At 69.1% G+C, this 17,790-nt stretch carries 15 protein-coding genes; 8 read left to right on the top strand and 7 right to left on the bottom strand.

Going from position 1 to position 17,790, the window contains the following annotated elements; genetic code table 11:
* Complete coding sequence (locus tag ACFXHE_RS26745) at positions 1-1,242, bottom strand: PQQ-binding-like beta-propeller repeat protein (protein ID WP_379387201.1); 1,242 nt, start codon at positions 1,240-1,242, stop codon at positions 1-3.
* 123 nt (positions 1,243-1,365) lie between these two features.
* Here ACFXHE_RS26745 and ACFXHE_RS26740 point away from each other — a divergent pair, with 123 nt between their 5' ends.
* A complete protein-coding gene (locus ACFXHE_RS26740; protein ID WP_379387200.1) occupies positions 1,366-2,232 on the top strand; it encodes an alpha/beta fold hydrolase in 867 nt (288 codons plus the stop codon).
* A 5-nt stretch (positions 2,233-2,237) separates the two neighbouring features.
* Here the strand turns inward: ACFXHE_RS26740 and ACFXHE_RS26735 are convergent, their stop codons facing one another.
* Both ACFXHE_RS26735 and ACFXHE_RS26730 read right to left on the bottom strand, forming a co-directional pair.
* A complete protein-coding gene (locus ACFXHE_RS26735; RefSeq protein WP_379387199.1) occupies positions 2,238-3,467 on the bottom strand; it encodes an FAD-dependent monooxygenase in 1,230 nt (409 codons plus the stop codon).
* 312 nt (positions 3,468-3,779) lie between these two features.
* Positions 3,780-4,733 carry a TauD/TfdA dioxygenase family protein gene (locus ACFXHE_RS26730; RefSeq protein WP_379387198.1) on the bottom strand — a complete coding sequence of 318 codons (954 nt, stop codon included), beginning with the start codon at positions 4,731-4,733 and terminating at the stop codon, positions 3,780-3,782.
* A 71-nt stretch (positions 4,734-4,804) separates the two neighbouring features.
* Between ACFXHE_RS26730 and ACFXHE_RS26725 the strand changes: the two genes are divergently transcribed.
* On the top strand, positions 4,805-5,401 hold the full coding sequence (locus tag ACFXHE_RS26725) for a helix-turn-helix domain-containing protein (protein ID WP_379387197.1): 597 nt from the start codon (positions 4,805-4,807) through the stop codon (positions 5,399-5,401).
* Positions 5,402-5,434: 33 nt separating this feature from the next.
* Here the strand turns inward: ACFXHE_RS26725 and ACFXHE_RS26720 are convergent, their stop codons facing one another.
* Positions 5,435-6,076: a dihydrofolate reductase family protein gene (locus ACFXHE_RS26720; RefSeq protein WP_379387196.1), complete on the bottom strand. Its 642-nt coding sequence runs from the start codon at positions 6,074-6,076 to the stop codon at positions 5,435-5,437.
* 88 nt (positions 6,077-6,164) lie between these two features.
* On the bottom strand, positions 6,165-7,151 hold the full coding sequence (locus ACFXHE_RS26715) for a heme o synthase (protein ID WP_379387195.1): 987 nt from the start codon (positions 7,149-7,151) through the stop codon (positions 6,165-6,167).
* A 385-nt stretch (positions 7,152-7,536) separates the two neighbouring features.
* Here ACFXHE_RS26715 and tkt point away from each other — a divergent pair, with 385 nt between their 5' ends.
* From tkt to pgl, 5 genes are read left to right on the top strand one after another with little or no spacing between them, the layout of a single operon-like run.
* Positions 7,537-9,681 (top strand): transketolase, encoded by a 2,145-nt coding sequence (tkt, locus tag ACFXHE_RS26710; protein ID WP_379387194.1) that lies wholly within the window; start codon positions 7,537-7,539, stop codon positions 9,679-9,681.
* A 5-nt stretch (positions 9,682-9,686) separates the two neighbouring features.
* Entirely contained in the window at positions 9,687-10,817 is a 1,131-nt protein-coding gene (tal, locus tag ACFXHE_RS26705; protein ID WP_379387193.1) for a transaldolase, read from the top strand.
* Positions 10,818-10,819: 2 nt separating this feature from the next.
* Positions 10,820-12,382 (top strand): glucose-6-phosphate dehydrogenase, encoded by a 1,563-nt coding sequence (zwf, locus tag ACFXHE_RS26700; protein WP_379387192.1) that lies wholly within the window; start codon positions 10,820-10,822, stop codon positions 12,380-12,382.
* A complete protein-coding gene (gene opcA, locus ACFXHE_RS26695; protein WP_379387191.1) occupies positions 12,379-13,287 on the top strand; it encodes a glucose-6-phosphate dehydrogenase assembly protein OpcA in 909 nt (302 codons plus the stop codon). Before zwf ends, opcA begins: the two co-directional genes overlap by 4 nt.
* Positions 13,280-14,014, top strand: coding sequence for a 6-phosphogluconolactonase (pgl, locus tag ACFXHE_RS26690; protein ID WP_379387190.1), 735 nt, complete (start codon positions 13,280-13,282; stop codon positions 14,012-14,014). Before opcA ends, pgl begins: the two co-directional genes overlap by 8 nt.
* Before the next feature lie 86 nt (positions 14,015-14,100).
* On the opposite strand, the gene ACFXHE_RS26685 is transcribed toward pgl, so the two are convergent.
* Entirely contained in the window at positions 14,101-15,519 is a 1,419-nt protein-coding gene (locus ACFXHE_RS26685; RefSeq protein WP_379387189.1) for a wax ester/triacylglycerol synthase domain-containing protein, read from the bottom strand.
* Between the two features lie 320 nt (positions 15,520-15,839).
* On the opposite strand from ACFXHE_RS26685, the gene ACFXHE_RS26680 reads away from it, so the two are divergent.
* A complete protein-coding gene (locus tag ACFXHE_RS26680; RefSeq protein ID WP_379387188.1) occupies positions 15,840-16,634 on the top strand; it encodes a hypothetical protein in 795 nt (264 codons plus the stop codon).
* A 57-nt stretch (positions 16,635-16,691) separates the two neighbouring features.
* On the opposite strand, the gene ACFXHE_RS26675 is transcribed toward ACFXHE_RS26680, so the two are convergent.
* A complete protein-coding gene (locus ACFXHE_RS26675; protein WP_379387187.1) occupies positions 16,692-17,741 on the bottom strand; it encodes an Lrp/AsnC family transcriptional regulator in 1,050 nt (349 codons plus the stop codon).
* Positions 17,742-17,790 lie beyond the last annotated feature (49 nt).

Raw genomic sequence — 17,790 nt, 5'->3', positions numbered from 1 at the left:
CTAGGGAAGCCGGAAGGTCTCCACCCCGGCCGTGGTGCCGAGGATGAGCACGCCGTTTCCAACAGCAGGGGTGGCGAAGTGCGGAACCGGCCCGGTTCCGTACTGGGCGAGCACATTTCCGGTGGCCGGGTCGAGGGCGTAGAGCGTGCCGGCGTGCCAATCGGTCGCCCAGACGCGCCCGGCGGCGACCACCGGCGGGCCGTTCGCAGGAGCGGTGGTGCGCCACAGCACCGTGGCAGCGCCCGGGGCGGTCACGCGAATCGCCATGGTGCCGTTGGCACACGGCAGGTAGGCCACCTCATCCGCGACCGCGGCCGGGCCGAAGGCGCGGCAACCGGTGAAAGCGGGTGCGGCCGAGGAGATTCCGCCCAGGTGCGCGGGATCGAGAACGTAGCCGTCGCCGGATTTCCCGGCCATGACCAGGCGGCCCTGGACCAGCACCGGGTTCATGCTGCCCAGATCGTGGTCGGCGGCGTTGTCCTGGGCCCAGCCCGCGGGGGCGAAGAAGTCGGTGCGGCGCAGGTCGGGGGTCAGGGCGATGACCGAATCGGTGTCGTCGTAGGCGTCTCCCGGTTCGGCGTCGCCATTGCCGACCGAGTAGTACAGGAGCCCATCGGCCTCGGCCGCCGCACCGGGTGCCCAGATGCCGCCCCGGCCGCTCGTCGAGGCCCGGTACCACCCGACCGCGCTGGTCGAAACATCCACGGCGGCAACCGCTCCCGTGTAGGTGCCGCAGTCGCCGTAGTTACCGCCGAAGGCAGCGTAGACGCGGCCGTCGCGCACCGTCAGGGCGGGACGTTGCAGCGTGGCGGGCGGATCGCTGAACGGCGGGTCGACGGGAACGCGGAGGGTGATCGCGCCGGTGCCGGAATCGAGGCCGTAGAGGGTCTTGTGCGCGCCCGCGGATTCGGCGACGACGTAAAGGCGGTGTGCCGCATCGTCGTACGCCGGCCGGCCGGTGATGCCGACCGGGTCGATGTCACCGCACGGGAGGTCCGAGCCCGCGACCGGGTCGGCGAGGTGGGTGCGCCACCGGACGTCGCCGTTGGCGATCGCGTAGACCGAATCGTTCTCGGTGGCGGCGAAGACCGTGTCTCCGGCCACGATCGGCTGACCGTAGACGGCGCCGTCGAGGGTCATGGTGGTGCCCGCCGGGGGTGCGGTGGTCGCCGGGGGCTTCGTGGCCGATCCGCCACACGCGGTCGCCGACAGGAGCACTCCGCAGAGCCCGAGCGCTGTCATGGTGTTCCGAATTCCGTGCGCCATCATTACCGCTCATTCGTCGGCCCGGCTGTACTCCGCCATCGTGACACACCACCGCGGAGCCACCGATGAATTCCGCCGCGCGGTACCGTCCCTACCGATATGACAGAACACATCCTCGAAACACCCGAAGCCGATCTCGCCTACGACCTACTGGGACCCGCGCCGTCCGCGAGCGCGCACCGTCCGCTCATGATGATCGGCCAGCCCATGACCGCCGACGGATTCGCCACGCTGGCTTCGTATTTTCCGGAGCGGACCGTGATCACCTACGATCCGCGCGGGCTCGGCCGCAGCGTCCGCAAGGACGGGCGCACCGACAATTCGCCGACCGTCCAGGCCGAGGATGTGCACGCGCTGATCACCGCGCTCGGTGTGGGCCCGGTGGACCTGTTCGCCAGCAGTGGCGGTGCGGTCACCGCGCTGGCCCTGGTCACCGCGCATCCGGACGATGTGGCCACACTGGTGGCGCACGAGCCGCCGATGATTCCGGTGCTGCCCGACGCGGCGGCCGCGGAGCGCGCCCGCGCCGCGGTCCGCGACGCGTACCAGGCCAAGGGATCCTTCGCGGGCATGGCGGCGTTCATCGCCTGGACCTCGTGGCAGGGCGAGCTCACCGACGCCTACTTCGCCCAGCCGCCGGCCGATCCGGCCATGTTCGGCATGCCCACCATCGACGACGGCACCCGCGACGACCCGCTGCTGTCGGAGGCATCCTGGGCGGTGACCGACTATGCCCCCGATGTCGCGGCGCTGCAGGCGGCGAGCACACGGGTGCTGATCGCCGTGGGCGAGGAGTCCAAGGGCGTCTTCACCGGCCGCACCGCCGAGGCCACCGCGGCCATCCTGGGCAGCAGCCCGGTCGTGTTCCCCAGTCACCACGGCGGATTCACCGGTACCGACGGCGGCTACCCGGGGCAGCCGGAGGCCTTCGCCGACCGACTGCGCGAGGTCCTCGACGAGAGCTGAGGGGCTCAGGCATAGTCCGGTAGCGGATATTCGCCCTGCTTGCCGATCAGGTGGGTGAGCAGGGCGCGCGCCGGGTGCAACGGTCGCGACACCAGCACCCGCATCAGGATCTGCATGATCGCGACGCCGCGGCGGGTTTCGGGATGGCGGAGCCGCACCGATTTCTCGGTGCCCTTCTGCACCTCGGTCACCAGTGGCCGCAGAATCTGCTCGTATCGATCGAAGGCCCGCTCGAAATCCGCAGGCGCGCTCAGGAGTTCACCCGCGAGCAGGTACGCGCCGATCAGCGCGAGCGCGGTGCCCATACCGGTCATCGGCGATCCGCAGTACGCCGCGTCGCCGAGCAGCACCACCCGACCCTGCGACCAGCGCGGCATCCGGACCCGGGTCACCTCGTCGAAGTAGAAGTCGGGCGCCGCGGGCATGGCGTCCAGAATCGCCGGAATCACCCAGCCGTAGCCGGTCAGCCGTTCGCGAATCAGGTGCTGCTGCACCGTGATATCTCCGCGCAGGGCAGGATCGGCGGGTACCCGGGTCGAGAAGATGGCCATCGAGGTCGCCGGATCCGGATCGGGTCGCAGTGCGACCATGCTGCCCGGCACGGGCAGCACCCCGACCCAACCGGTTTCCAGACCGGTGCCCGGCGGCGTCGGAATAGTGAAGAAGGCGATGTAGGCCCCGAGGTACTCGGAGTACCGCTCCTCCGGGCCGAACACCCGTTCCCGCAGGGCCGAATGCAGTCCGTCCGCGCCGATCACCACATCGAACTCGTCCGTCGCGCCGGAGGCGAACCGGACCTTCACCCCGTCGCCGTCCTGCTCCAGCTCCTCGACCCATTCCCCGTACCGATAGTCGAGTACCCCGGATTCCGCAGGCCGACCGGCGATCTCGTCGAGCAGCACCTGATTGAGCTCGCCGCGGGCGATCTCGATATCGGCGACGAGCCCCTCGCCGCCGAACATCTCCGCCGGCATCCGGGACCGCTGCTGGCCCGCCTCGTCGACGAACACCATCCCCCGCTCGTCGAGCTGCCGCTTGCGGATCCCGGGCATCAGCCCCATCCGCTCGGCCACCTTGCGGCTGGGCCCGCGCAGGTCGACGGCCTGCCCACCCGGCCGCGGGACCGGCGCCCGCTCCACGACGGTGACGGCCGTCCCGCCCCGTAACAACTGCAACGCGACCGCGTTCCCCGCGATCCCGCCGCCACACACCAGAATTCGAACCGGCCGAGACATGCCGAACCCTCCCTCGTAATTCGGTGAAGCCGACGTTCCAGGAGTCGAGCCATGTCAGTGTTCCAGCGAATTCCGAATCGGATCAATCGATTATCCGCCGCTCAACTCGCCACACCGGCACCGGCCACCCCCTCGGGCGTGCCTGTCTCCGCAGAGCTGCGACCGGTCTTCGGGCGACCCCCGATGTCCGGGACCGGGTGGGATGATCGACTCGAAAAGCGAAGGGCTGCTAACGGTTACATGCCCAGCGAGTTGCCTGGAAAGCCATCCGTGCGGTCGCCCGTCGCCCCGGTCGGCGGGCGACCTCGGGGGTCAGCGGCCGGGGCGCGGGCCGATGATGGAGGCGCGCTCCATGATCCGCACCTGCGGCCAGTAGTCGCTGGCGGCATAGTGCTGGACGGCACGGTTGTCCCAGAAGGCGACCGTGTGGGGCTCCCAGTGCAGGCGGACCTGGTGTTCGGGGGCGTCGGCGGTGCGGCACAGGCGATCGATGAGGGCGCGGCTCTCGTCGAGGTCGAGGCCGTGGATGTGGTCGGCGAAAACGCGGTTGACGTAGAGGTGTTTGCGACCGGTGACCGCGTGCGTGCAGACCACGGGGTGGCGGACCGCCGGATGCTCCGCACGCATCTTCTCCCGCTGTTCGTCGTTGAGCGTGTGGCCGAAGGCGCGAGTGAAATCATGGACGGCGTCGAGGGTTTCGATGCGTGCGCGGGTCTCGGCGTCGAGTGCGTCGTAGGCGGCGTACATGTCGGCGAACAGGGTGTCGCCGCCGATCGCGGGAACCGAGATCGCGTGCAGGACAGCGCCCATCGAGGGCTGCTCGCGCCAGGTGACGTCGTGATGCCAGGCATTCTCGAATCCGCTGACCTGAGCGCTCTTCTCGAACCGGACCAGCTCGGGGCAGTCGGTGTTGGAGGGGATGAAGGGGTGGACCTCGAGCTCGCCGAAGCGGCGCGCGAAGGCCACGTGCTGCTGCGGGGTGAGCGGCTGGTCGCGGAAGAACAGCACCTTGTACTCGTGCAGCGCCCGCCGCACCTCGGCGATCACCGCGTCCGGTTGCTCGCGGGTCAGATCGACGCCGGAGATCTCGGCGCCCAGCGTGGCGCCCACCGGGCGGGCGTCGAAACTCTGCCAGCGCAGCCCGGCCAGCCGGTCGCGTTCGGCGGCGAGGTGGGTGAACGGGCCCGACCACACCGGATATCCAGGGAGCTGAACGGTTCGGGGTGCGATATCGGCGGCGGGGTCTTTGTCGGCGATCACAGTCATGACGGTCTTCCTTCGCTGATCGAATGAACTGTAGTCAATTGACTACACCTGATGTGCGCTACTGTAGTCGCATGACTACACCTGCCGCAAGGACTTCGCCGGACGAAGGCGGTCCGCTCGGACGCGACGCCGTCGTCTCGGCCGTGCTCACCCACGCCGCCGACCTGTTCGCCGAGCGCGGCCCGGCCGCGACCTCCATCCGCGATATCGCCGACCGGGCCGGGGTCAACCACGGATTGGTCTTCCGCCACCTCGGGGCCAAGGACAAGGTGGTGACGGCCGTGCTCGATCACCTGGCCACCGAAACCGCGGCACTCGCCGCGGCGGGCGCGCTCTCAGCGGACGACCCGCGCCTGCGCCGGCACTGGAGTGTGCTGGCCCGTGCGATCCTCGACGGCTACCCGGTCGGGCAGATGCAGAGCCGGTTCCCGGTCATCGAATCCCTGATCGATCAGGCTCGGACGCAGCACGCCGACGACCGGGACGCCGCCATGGCCGTCGCGAATGTGGCCGCGTTCATGCTCGGCTGGCAGCTGTTCGAACCGTTCCTGCGCAATGCCGCCGGACTCGACGACATGCCGACCGAGCAACTGCGACGAGCCGTCGGCACCGAGGCGGCGGCGATCCTGCGCGGTCCACTCCCCCGCCCCGGCACCGGAAGTGAATGAGCCGGTGCGCGAACAGCTCCTGCGCGCCCGGGCCTATTGCCTGGTGAACCAGAGGTGGGTGACGGCCCTGGTGCTGATCAGGTCCGACAGGCGGTAGCCGGGCAGGGTGCCGAGATCCTGGAACAGCCGTTCGCCGGACCCGAGCAGGATCGGGACCTGCACCACGTGCAGCTCGTCGATCAGGCCCGCTGCCAGGAACTGGCGGATGGTGCCCGCGCCACCGCCCAGGCGGACATCCTGACCTCCGGCCGCCTCGCAAGCCTGCTTCAGGACGGCTTCGGGGGTGTCGGAGACGAAGTGGAAGGTGGTGCCGCCCTGCATCGGAAGCGCAGGGCGGGGGTGATGGGTCATGACGAAGGTGTCGTGGTGATACGGCGGGTTGTCGCCCCACCAGCCGGTCCAGGAGTGGTCGGGCCAGTCACCGCGGATCGGGCCGAACATATTGCGGCCCATGATGGTGGCCCCGATACCGTGGTCTCCCGCGGCGAGGAGATCGTTGTCCGCGCCGAGGTCGCCGCCGCTCTCGCCGATCATCTCGCGGCCGTATCGGGTCCGGAAGACCCAGTCGTGCAGGCGTGCTCCGTCGATCCCCAGCGGGGCGTCGGGGCCCTGCTCGGGTCCGGCGGCGAAACCGTCCAGGGAGACGGCGAAATTGTGGACGCGAAGTTTCGGCATGACGCGGTCCTCTCGGGTGAGTGGGCGGCGGTTCCGCCCCTACCCTGTCATCGAACGGCCGGGAGCCGAATCGACACGCGCGTCGGGATCAGCCGAAGAGGGTGTGGCCGATGGTGTGCCAGCCGAGCACCGAGTCGACGGCCAGGCCGCAGAACACAACCGCCAGATAGTTGTTGGACTGCAGGAACAGGCGCAGGGGCTTGACCGATTCGCCCTTGCGCACACCGGAGTACAGCTGGTGGGCCATGAGCAGGAACCAGGCGCCGGCCACCAGCGCGACGGCAGCGTAGATCACACCGGCGGCGGGGACCAGGGCGAAGGTGGCCAGGACGGTCAGCCAGGTGTAGATGACGATCTGCTTGGTGACCGTCTGCTCGGTGGCGACGACCGGGAGCATCGGCACGCCCGCGGCCTTGTAGTCCTCCTTGTACCGCATGGCGAGCGCCCAGGTGTGCGGCGGCGTCCAGAAGAAGATCACCAGGAACAGCACGATGGCGGGCCAGCCGATGTTTCCGGTCGCCGCGGACCAGCCGACCAGGGCGGGCATGCAGCCGGCGGCCCCGCCCCACACCACGTTCTGCGAGGTCCGGCGCTTGAGGCCGAGGGTGTAGACGAAGACGTAGAACAGGATGGTCGCCACGACCAGAGCGCCCGAGAGCAGATTGGCCTGCCACCACAGCCAGGCGAAGGAGGCCAGGCCGAGGGTGACGCCGAAGACGAAGGCATTGCGGGTGGGCACGGCCTCGCGGGCCAGCGGACGCTTGGAGGTCCGCTTCATCACCTTGTCGATGTCGGCGTCGGCGACGCAGTTGAGGGTGTTGGCGCTGGCGGCGCCCATCCAGCCGCCGAACAGGGTGACCAGGATGAGCCGGATGTCGACGTGGCCGCGGTCGGCCAGCAGCATGGTGGGAATCGTTGCGACGAGCAGCAATTCGATGACCCGGGGCTTGGTCAGCGCGATGTAGGCGAGCACCCGCCTGGCCGCCGCCGACAGCGGGCCGCTGCCCGTGACACGGTCGGCGAGCACCGCCCCGGAGGAGCCGTGAGCGCCACCCGGCTGTTGCCCAATCCCCACTGTTTCTCCTCGCACGCCGTGCATTATCCGATCCGGTCTGGAACTAGCAGCGCGCTCTGCCGATCTCCAGACACAGCCCAGTGCGGCGCGGCCACTACTACAGAGCATGGTAGACCCACGGCGACCATGCTCCCGACCAGGTCCACCCCGGCGCGGCCCGAGACCGGTTCGCGATGCGTACACCGGGTAGTCACGAACAGGTCCGGGAAACGCCACGAACCAGAGACGCGGCGGGCAGTGATTGCGGGTTCCCGTATGACCACGAAACGCCGCCCTTTAGGGTGGTTGTAGATCGGTGCGGCCGCGTCGCACCCGGATCGAACGCAGCGAATCCCCCGCCGCCCACAACCGCATCGTTGACGAGAAGGTCAGGAGAACCTCGGTCGTGTCAGTCACAGACGACATCCGCGCGCTCACTCAGCCGAACCACCCCACCGACTGGACCGATCTGGATACCAGAGCCGTCGATACGGCACGGGTCCTCGCCGCCGATGCGGTCCAGAACACCGGCAACGGCCATCCGGGCACCGCGATGAGCCTGGCCCCGCTGGCCTACACGCTGTTCCAGCGTGTGATGCGGCTGGATCCGAGTGATCCGGCCTGGGCGGGCCGCGACCGTTTCGTGCTCTCCTGCGGTCACTCCAGCCTCACCCTGTACATCCAGCTGTACCTGGCGGGCATGGGTCTCGAGCTGACCGATCTCGAGCACCTGCGCAAGTGGGGTTCGCTGACCCCGGGTCACCCGGAGTACCGCCACACCGACCACGTCGAGATCACCACCGGCCCGCTGGGACAGGGCCTGGCGTCGGCGGTCGGCATGGCGATGGCGGCGCGGCGCGAGCGCGGGCTGTTCGATCCCGAAGCGGCACAGGGCAAGTCGCCGTTCGACCACTTCATCTACGTGGTGGCCTCCGACGGTGACATGGAGGAGGGCGTCACCTCCGAGGCGTCCTCGCTGGCGGGCACCCAGCAGCTGGGCAACCTGATCGTCTTCTACGACGACAACAAGATCTCCATCGAGGACGACACCCGCATCGCCTTCACCGAGGACACCGCCGCGCGCTACCGCGCCTACGGCTGGCACGTGCAGACCGTCGAGGGCGGCGAGGACGTGATCGGCATCGAGGCGGCCGTCGCCGCGGCGCAGGCCGTGACCGACAAGCCGTCGATCATCCTGCTGCGCACGATCATCGGCTACCCGGCCCCGAACAAGATGAACACCGGCTCCGCGCACGGCGCCGCGCTGGGCGCCGACGAGGTCGCGGCCACCAAGAAGATCCTGGGCTTCGACCCGGAGAAGAGCTTCGATGTGGACGGCGCGGTCATCGCGCACTCGCGCGGCAATGTCGCCGACCGCGCCAAGGCCGTGCGTGCCGTCTGGCAGGAGCAGTTCGACGCCTGGGCCGTCGCCAACCCGGAGAACAAGGCACTGTTCGACCGCCTGCAGGAGCGTCGTCTGCCCGAGGGCTGGGCCGAGACCCTGCCGACCTACGAGGCGGACCCGAAGGGCATGGCCACCCGCAAGGCTTCCGGCAAGGTGCTCGCCGCGCTGGCGCCGGTGCTGCCGGAGCTGTGGGGCGGTTCGGCCGACCTGGCCGAGTCCAACAACACCACCATGCCGGGTGTGCCGTCGTTCGGCCCGGAGTCCATCTCCACCGGTGCGTGGAAGGCCAACCCGTACGGCCGCACCCTGCACTTCGGTGTGCGTGAGCACGCGATGGGTTCGATCCTGAACGGCATCGCGCTGCACGGACCGACCCGTCCGTACGGTGGCACCTTCCTGGTGTTCTCCGATTACATGCGCCCGGCCGTGCGCCTGGGCGCGCTCATGCGCACCCCGGTCACCTACGTGTGGACCCACGACTCCATCGGCCTCGGCGAGGACGGCCCGACCCACCAGCCGATCGAGCACCTCGCCGCGCTGCGCGCCATCCCGGGCCTGAACGTGGTCCGCCCCGGCGACGCCAACGAGACCACCTACGCCTGGCGCACCATCCTGGAACGCGATAGCGCCGAACGGCATTCGCACTTCCTGGTCTCCGAGCCGCCGCACCAGGACGGCCCGTCCGCGCTGGCGCTGACCCGCCAGGACCTGCCGATCCAGGAGGGCACCAGCTACGAGGGCGTCCGCAAGGGCGGCTACATCCTGGCCGAATCCTCCACCGCCGCACCGCAGGTAATCCTGATCGCCACCGGTTCGGAACTGCAGCTCGCCGTCGAGGCGCGCGCTACGCTCGAGGCACAGGGCGTCGGCACCCGCGTGGTGTCCATGCCGTGTGTGGAGTGGTTCGACGCGCAGGAGCAGTCCTACCGCGATGAGGTCCTGCCGCCGTCGGTGCGGGCCCGCGTCTCGGTGGAGGCCGGTATCGCCATGCCATGGCACCGATTCACCGGTGACGCCGGTGAGAACGTGTCCATCGAGCACTTCGGTGCCTCGGCCGACTACAAGACGTTGTTCCGCGAGTTCGGCATCACCGCCGATGCCGTCGTCGCCGCTGCCACCCGCTCGCTTGCCAAGGTGAAGGGATAGTCCTCATGACCCAGAACGCGAACACCGCGGCCCTGTCGGCCGCCGGGGTTTCGGTGTGGCTGGACGACCTGTCGCGTGATCGCATCAAGTCCGGAAATCTCCAGGGCCTGATCGACTCTCGCAATGTCGTCGGTGTCACCACCAACCCGACCATTTTCCAGGGCGCGCTCTCCAAGGGCCACGCCTACGACGAGCAGGTCACCGAGCTCGCCGCCCGCGGGGCCGATGTGGATTCGGCCATCCGCACCATCACCACCGATGATGTGCGGGCCGCCTGCGACGTGTTCGCCGAGGTCTTCGCCGCGAGCAACGGCGTCGACGGCCGGGTTTCGATCGAGGTCGACCCGCGCCTGGCCTTCGACACGGATGGCACGGTGGCCCAGGCCATCGAGCTGTGGAAGATCGTGGACCGGCCCAACCTGTTCATCAAGATTCCTGCCACCGAGGCCGGCCTCCCGGCCATCACCCGGGTGATCTCCGAGGGCATCAGCGTGAACGTGACGCTGATCTTCTCGGTGCAGCGCTACATCTCCGTGATGGGCGCCTACCTCGACGGTCTGCGCAATGCCGCGACCGCCGGGCACGACATCGCCAAGATCCAGTCCGTCGCCTCGTTCTTCGTCTCCCGCGTGGACACCGAGATCGACAAGCGGCTGGAAGCCATCGGCACCCCGGAGGCGCTGGCGTTGCGCGGCAAGGCCGGAATCGCCAACGCGCAGTTGGCCTATGCGGCCTACCAGGATGTGTTCGACGGCGGCAAGCACACCGACGTCTACGCCAAGCTGGCGTCGGCGGGCGGCAACAAGCAACGCGCGCTGTGGGCGTCGACCGGTGTGAAGAACCCGGAATACCCGGACACCATGTACGTCACCGACCTGGTCGCCCCCTACACGGTGAACACGCTCCCGGAGAAGACCCTCGAGGCGGTCGCCGACCACGCCGAGATCGTGCCGAACGCGGCCGTCGGCAAGGCGGCCGAGGCGCAGGCGATCTTCGATCAGCTGGTCGCGGCCGGTATCGATCTGGACGACGTGTTCGGTGTTCTCGAGACCGAGGGCGTCGACAAGTTCGTCGCCTCCTGGCAGGACCTGCTCGCGGCCACCACCGAAAAACTGCAGGTCGCGGGAGGAAACTGACGGTGGCAGGCGCGGCGACGACGGTCGCGACGCCGAACCCGCTGCGCGATTCACGCGACAGCCGGGTTCCGCGCATCGCTGGACCGTGCAACGTGGTGATATTCGGCGCAACCGGTGACCTGTCGCGCCGCAAAGTGCTGCCGGCCATCTACGACCTGGCGAACCGGGGGCTGCTGCCCCCGGGCTTCTCGCTGGTCGGCTTCGCACGCCGGGACTGGACCGATGAGGACTTCGCGAACCTGGTTCACGAGTCGGTGTCCTCCTCGGCGCGCACTCCCTTCCGGGAGGAGGTGTGGCAGCAGCTGAAGGCGGGTCTGCGTTTCGTTCGCGGCACGTTCGAGGACGACGCGGCCTTCCACAAGCTGGCCACCACCCTCAAGGATTTGGATCGGGATCGCGGGACGGGCGGCAATACCGCCTTCTACCTGTCGATCCCGCCCAGTGACTTCCCGATCGTGCTCGAACAACTGTCGAAGAACGGACTGGCCAAGCCCTCGGATTCGCCTGCGGGACAGCCCGATCCGTGGCGACGGGTGGTGATCGAGAAGCCCTTCGGGCACGACCTGAAGAGCGCCCAGGAGCTCAATGCCCTGGTGAACACGGTGTTCCCGGAGCGTTCGGTGTTCCGCATCGACCACTACCTGGGCAAGGAGACGGTGCAGAACATTCTGGCGCTGCGCTTCGCCAACCAGCTGTGGGATCCCATCTGGAACGCCAACTATGTGGACCATGTGCAGATCACCATGGCCGAGGACATCGGCCTGGGTGGTCGCGCCGGCTACTACGACGGCATCGGCGCGGCCCGCGACGTCATCCAGAACCACCTGCTGCAGCTGCTGGCGCTGACGGCCATGGAAGAGCCGGTGAGCTTCCAGCCCAAGCAGCTGCAGATCGAGAAGATCAAGGTGCTCTCGGCGACGAAACTCGTCGAGCCGCTGGACGAGACGACGGCGCGCGGCCAGTACACCGCGGGCTGGCAGGGCAGTGAGCCGGTGGTGGGCCTGCTGCAGGAGGAAGGTTTCGACCCCAACTCCCGCACCGAGACCTACGCGGCCATCACCCTGGCCGTGGAGACCCGCCGCTGGGCGGGTGTGCCGTTCTATCTGCGCACCGGAAAACGGCTGGGCCGCCGCGTCACCGAGATCGCGGTGGTGTTCAAGCGGGCCCCGCACCTGCCGTTCGACCAGACCATGACCGAGGAGCTCGGGCAGAACGCGCTGGTCATCCGGGTGCAGCCGGATGAGGGCATCACCATGCGATTCGGGTCCAAGGTGCCCGGGTCGTCGATGGAGGTGCGTGACGTGAACATGGACTTCAGCTACGGCGAGGCGTTCACCGAGGACTCCCCCGAGGCCTACGAGCGGCTGATCCTGGACGTGCTGCTCGGGGTGCCGTCGCTGTTCCCGGTCAACGAGGAGGTCGAATTGTCCTGGCGCATCCTCGATCCCGCGCTCGCGCACTGGGCCGAGACCGGCAAGCCCGACCCGTACGAGGCGGGCGGCTGGGGCCCGGAATCCGCCGACGAGATGCTCGCGCGCAGCGGGCGGGAATGGCGGCGGCCGTGATCATCGACATGCCCGATACCGACACCCGCGAGGTGTCGAAACGTCTTGTGCAGCTGCGGGAATCCAATGGCGTGGTGACCATGGGGCGGGTGCTCACCCTGGTGGTGTGCACGCTGGACAGTTCCGAGGCCGAGGACGCCATCGACGCCGCCAACGACGCCAGCCGGGAGCACCCGTGCCGGGTGATAGTGCTGGCGCGCGGTGACCGCATGGCTCCGACCCGGCTGGATGCGCAGATCCGCGTCGGCGGTGACGCCGGGGCGGCCGAGGTGATAGTGCTTCGGCTGCAAGGGGATCTGGTGCCGCACGAGTCGAGTGTGGTGATCCCGTTCCTGCTGCCCGACACCCCCGTAGTGGCGTGGTGGCCGCGGGGCGCGCCGGAGTTCCCGTCCAAGGATTCGGTGGGCCGCCTGGCGACCCGCCGCATCACCGACGCGACCTTCGCCTCGGATCCGCAGGAGACCATCAAGGGCCGGGGGCAGTCCTACGCGCCCGGCGACACCGATCTGGCGTGGAGCCGGGTCACCTACTGGCGGGCGCTGCTGGCGGCGGCGCTGGACGAGGCTCCGTTCGAACCCGTTGAGTCCGTGACGATTTCGGGCCTGCAGGAAGAGCCGGCGCTCGACATGCTGGCGGGCTGGCTGGCCGCGCGGCTGGACTGCCCGGTATTGCGGCGCACCGGCGAGCTCAAAGTGGAAATGCACCGGCCCACGGTGTCGATCTCCATTGCGCGTCCACAGCACGGCCGCACCGCGACGCTCTCCCGGACCGGGGAACCCGACCAGCGTTTCGCGCTGGCCCGTCGCGAGACCAAGGACTGCCTGGCCGAGGAACTGCGCCACCTCGACGCGGACGACATCTACGCCGAGGCCCTCACCGGAATCGAAAGGGTGACCTATGAGTAAGCCCGCCGTCGAAACCTTCGCCACCACCGACGAACTCGTCCAGGCCGCGGCCGCGAAGTTCGTCGCCCAGGTGGTGGAGGCGCAGCGTCTGCGCGGCTCCGCCTCGGTGGTCCTGACCGGTGGCGGCACCGGTATCGCCCTGCTGGAATGGGTCCGCAAGGTCCCCGGCGACATCGACTGGTCCAAACTCGACGTCTTCTGGGGCGACGAGCGTTTCGTCCCCACCGGCGACGCCGAACGCAACGAACTCCAGGCCCGCCAGGCCCTGCTGGACCACGTCCCGGTCGACCCGGCCCGCGTCCACCCCACCGAGACCTCCAGCGGCGACTACCCCGACCCGCTCGAGGCCGCCGGCGAGTACTCGGCCACCGTCCACGCCCACCTGGCCGAACACGGCGCCTTCGACCTGCACCTGCTGGGCATGGGCGGTGAGGGCCACATCAATTCGCTGTTCCCCCACACCGCCGCCACCCGCGAGGAACACGAACTGGTTGTGGCCGAAACCCATTCGCCCAAGCCACCCGCGGTCCGCATCACCCTGACCCTCCCCGCCATCCGCAAGTCCCGTCACGTGATGCTCATCGTCTCCGGCGAAGCCAAGGCCGCCGCAGTGGCCGCCGCGCTGAACGGAGCGTCCCCCCTGGACATTCCGGCCGCCGGCGCGATCGGCACCGAATCCACCACCTGGCTCCTCGACGAGACCGCTGCCACCGACCTTTCCCACTGAACTCGGCCCTGCACAGGGTGGAGCCAACCGAACGCCACCCGGTTTCTCGTGTCGTCGAGTCGTGACGACCGGGTCGGCTGACACCCTCAGGGAACGTCGGCGGTTCCGTCCGCATGCTCCGACAGTGCCGGTTCGGCGGGCGGGCGGTCCGTGGAGCCGTCCACGTCGGCGAGCCGCAGGACCGTCTCGAAACCCGTTGCGAGGCAGTCGGTCAGCAGGGCGGGGTCGGGAACGGCAGCGGTGTCGGTGTTGATGCCTACGCAGCAGATGCCGGCATGGGTGGTGAGGGTGATGTTGAAGGCGGTGCCGATGGTGGGGCCGAAGGCGTACATGCGGTCTATGCGGGCGCCGGCGAAGTAGAGGGGGACCGGGGAGCCGGGCACGTCGGAGGCGACGAAATCGATGTGCTTGAGCATGCCGGTGACGAACGTGACGGGGAGGCGGTTCAGGGCAGCCGCGATCGCGCCGGAGAGTGGGATGGCGGGTTCCTGGCGCTCACCGGCGACGGCGGTGTCGAGGGTGCGCATCAGGTCGGCGGTTTCGGGGATACCGAGCGGGAGTGCGAAGCGGAGCAGCGTGATTCGGTTACCGCCGAGCGGGTCGTCGGGGCGGCGCAGGCTGACGGGCATGGTCAGGCGCAGATGGTCGACACCGGTGCCGAGACGGCCGTGATAGGTACGCAGGCCGATCAGCACCGCGGTGAGGAAGGCATCATTCATGGTGCAGTCGGCGGCGTGGGCGGCGCGGTGCAGGTGATCGGCTGGGATGTCCAGCACCATAAGGTGGCGGCCGAGGCCGCGCCCGGTCATCACCGGGGACAGGGTCGCGGTCACCGGGCTGACCAACCGGGCCACCGAGGCCGCCAGGTTCACACCGTCGCGCACGGCGCGTACCGGGTTCGACAGCGCGCGCCGGGCGAGAGCCGGCACGCCGAACAGTCCCGCACGGGCCAGCGCGACGCCGACGCTCCAGTTCCAGGTCGCGATATCGCGGAGCCCGCCGCCGGGCCCGGCCGGAATCTCGGGCAGCGCCCCGCGGTCGGAGCCGGCCCGGTCGAAGTCGAGGATCTCCGTGGCCAAGCGGATTCCGCCGATGCCGTCGGTGAGGCTGTGATGCAGGGTCAGCACCACCGCGCTTCCCCCGCCGGACATGCCGTTCAGCAGGGTCATCCGCCACAGCGGGCGGATCGGATCGAAGGCTGTCATCGCCTCGGTGTCCGCGAACTCGAGCACGGTGGCCAGATCCGCCGGCCGAACCAGCGCCGCCCGGCGCAGGTGCCAGTGCACGTCGAAGTGCGGGTCGTCGGCCCAGCGCGGCGGTGCCAGCCCGAACGGCACCGGCACCGGCCGCTGCCGTAGTTTGGGCACCACCCGGGTGCTGCGATCGACGATGCGCACCAGGCGATCCCACTCGGGCTCGGTGTCCAGCAGCAGCACTGTGACGATTGTCGAGCGGAGCACCGGGTCCTGTTCCATGCTCCACGTGAACAGATCCGACTGCGACATGTGAGTTTCCCGTGGCCCCATCGCCGATCACCTCGAACGCCTTGCCTCGCGTACCGCGCGGCATCCGGTTCTCATCTGAGGACGCTATCGCGGGTCCCGGCGAGCAAATAGGGTCCATGGCCGACGACCGCATGGGCTAAAGACACCTGGCCCACGGACCACGACACCACCCGGCTTCCGGGGCTGGCCACTGGCTCGAGTCGTGCGTGAGTCGACGCCCCGGGTTCGGAATCGGGTAGTTCACTACTCGCGAGCTCGGGGCCGGATCAGCCTAGCGTCGGGCGCAGGCGTCGAAAGGTTCGGCGTATGAAGGGGAAGCGATGATCGACATCATCACGTTGCGCGGCACCGGGGAGCAGCGGAACGGCGACGGGACGCCCGCGGGCATGCTGCACGATGTCACCAAACTGCTGGATACGGATAAGTTCAGCTGCTTCGAGCCGGATTGGCCCGCGTCCATCGGGCCGGATCCGGATACGTGGGGGCCGTCGCTGGATACCTCGGTGCGCCTGGGGGTGGCGGCGGGGGTCGAGGCGTTGCAGGATTCGCCGAATCTGTGTGGGCTGATGAGTTATTCGCTGGGTGGGATCGTGGCGAGCACGATTCTGCAAGGCGTGCGAGCGGGTATCTACACCAATGTCGACGGGTCGCCGTTGGAGATCGCGTTCGTGGTGAATATCGCCAATCCGATGCGGCGGGCGGGGCAGTCGGTCGGGAATCTGTGCCCGGCGACGACGTACGGGCTGCATGGGCAGCGGGGGGCGTGGCCGCTGGGGATGGATGTGCGGGAGTACGCGAATCCCGGCGATATCATCACCGCCTCCCCCGCCGATTCGCCGCTGCGGGCCATCGATACCGCGATTTCGCCGTTCTCGCTGGTCGAGGGGGCGCGGATCGGGAATCTGACGCCGGTGATCTTCCATGAGCTGCTGGAGTTCCTGATGCAGAATCCGGTGGCGAACCTGAATCGGTACGAGGCGGCGGTGCGGGGGCTGATCGGGTATCTGACGCCGTGGCCGGACGGGCAGCACGTGCTGTATTCCGGGCACAATATGCCGGGCACGGGCATGCTGTGGACAACGCATGCGGCGGAGTACCTCAACGCGAACTTCTGAGACGTCTCAGCCGAGAGTTGGCGTCGAATTGCCGGGCTCCGGTGAGATTGCCGGTTCTCAGTGCGAATCACCCTGTGCCGGTGCAGTTTCCCGCCAGATATCGGGTGGCACCACGATACGGGAGCGGCCGTGGCGGTCGAGGATGCGGCCGAGCAGTTTCTCGTGCCGCAGGGTGATGGTGCGTTCGGTCACGACGAGCTCGGGATGCAGTGTGGCGATCTGGTTTTCGAAGCGGGTGACCTCGGCGACCGAGTGCAGTCCGGCCTGCAGCACCAGATTGTGAGTGCCGCTGACGGCGGCGCAGTTGCGGGTCTGCGGGAGCCGGATGAGCCCGTAGCCGATCTCGGGCAGTGCGGCGGTGGGCGCGGTCGCCCAGAAGGTGACCGCGACCGGCCAGCCGCCCAGCGGGCGGGCGAAATCGCAGCGGAAGCTGAGCAGTCCGAGCCGGGTGAGCTCGTCGATGCGTCGTTTGACGGTGGAGGCGCTGGTATCGAGGGCGGCGGCGAGGACGCTGTGCGCGGCGCGGCCGTCGCGCGCCAGTGCGCCGATGAGGGCCCGGTCCAGCGGGGTGACGCGGCGGCCGCGATCGGCCCCGGCCGGGGCGGGCGGGGTGCGCAGCTGGTCGCGCTGGCCGGGGGCGAGGGCGTCGATGCGCCAGCTGCCGCCCTCGGCGAACCAGTGGGTCACGATGCGGGTGCGCACGGCCGCGATGTGCGGGACGGCGGGCAGCACGTCGAGGGTGTAGCGCGACATCTGCCCGAAATCGCCGGTGGCGACGGTGGCGAGAATGCGGTTGCTGCCGCCCGCGCGTTCCAGGGTGAGCATGTGCGGGTGCGCGGCCAGGGTGGCGACCACCGCGTCGGTCTGCCCTGCGGCGCAATCGATGTCGACGAAGGCGGCGCACAGCAGATCGAACACCGCCGGGCCGGGTGAGACGCTGATCCAGGCCTCGCCGCGGTCACTGAGCCGTTGCCAGCGGCGGGCCACGGTCACCGGGTCCACGCCGAGCACCCGCCCCAGGTCGGTCCACGACGCGCGGGGCCGCAGCTGCAGGGCGTGGATGAGCGCGAGCTCCTCCTCGGTCAGCTGCCTGACGTCATCCTGCACGGTCCGCCACTTCCTGCTCGTATCCTGCGATTCATCCGTGCCCGATGCC

The organism is Nocardia sp. NPDC059229 (assembly GCF_042754165.1).
GTDB lineage: Bacteria > Actinomycetota > Actinomycetes > Mycobacteriales > Mycobacteriaceae > Nocardia.
Note: the sequence above shows the minus strand (reverse complement) of the source record. Positions and strands in the feature narration are given on the sequence as shown.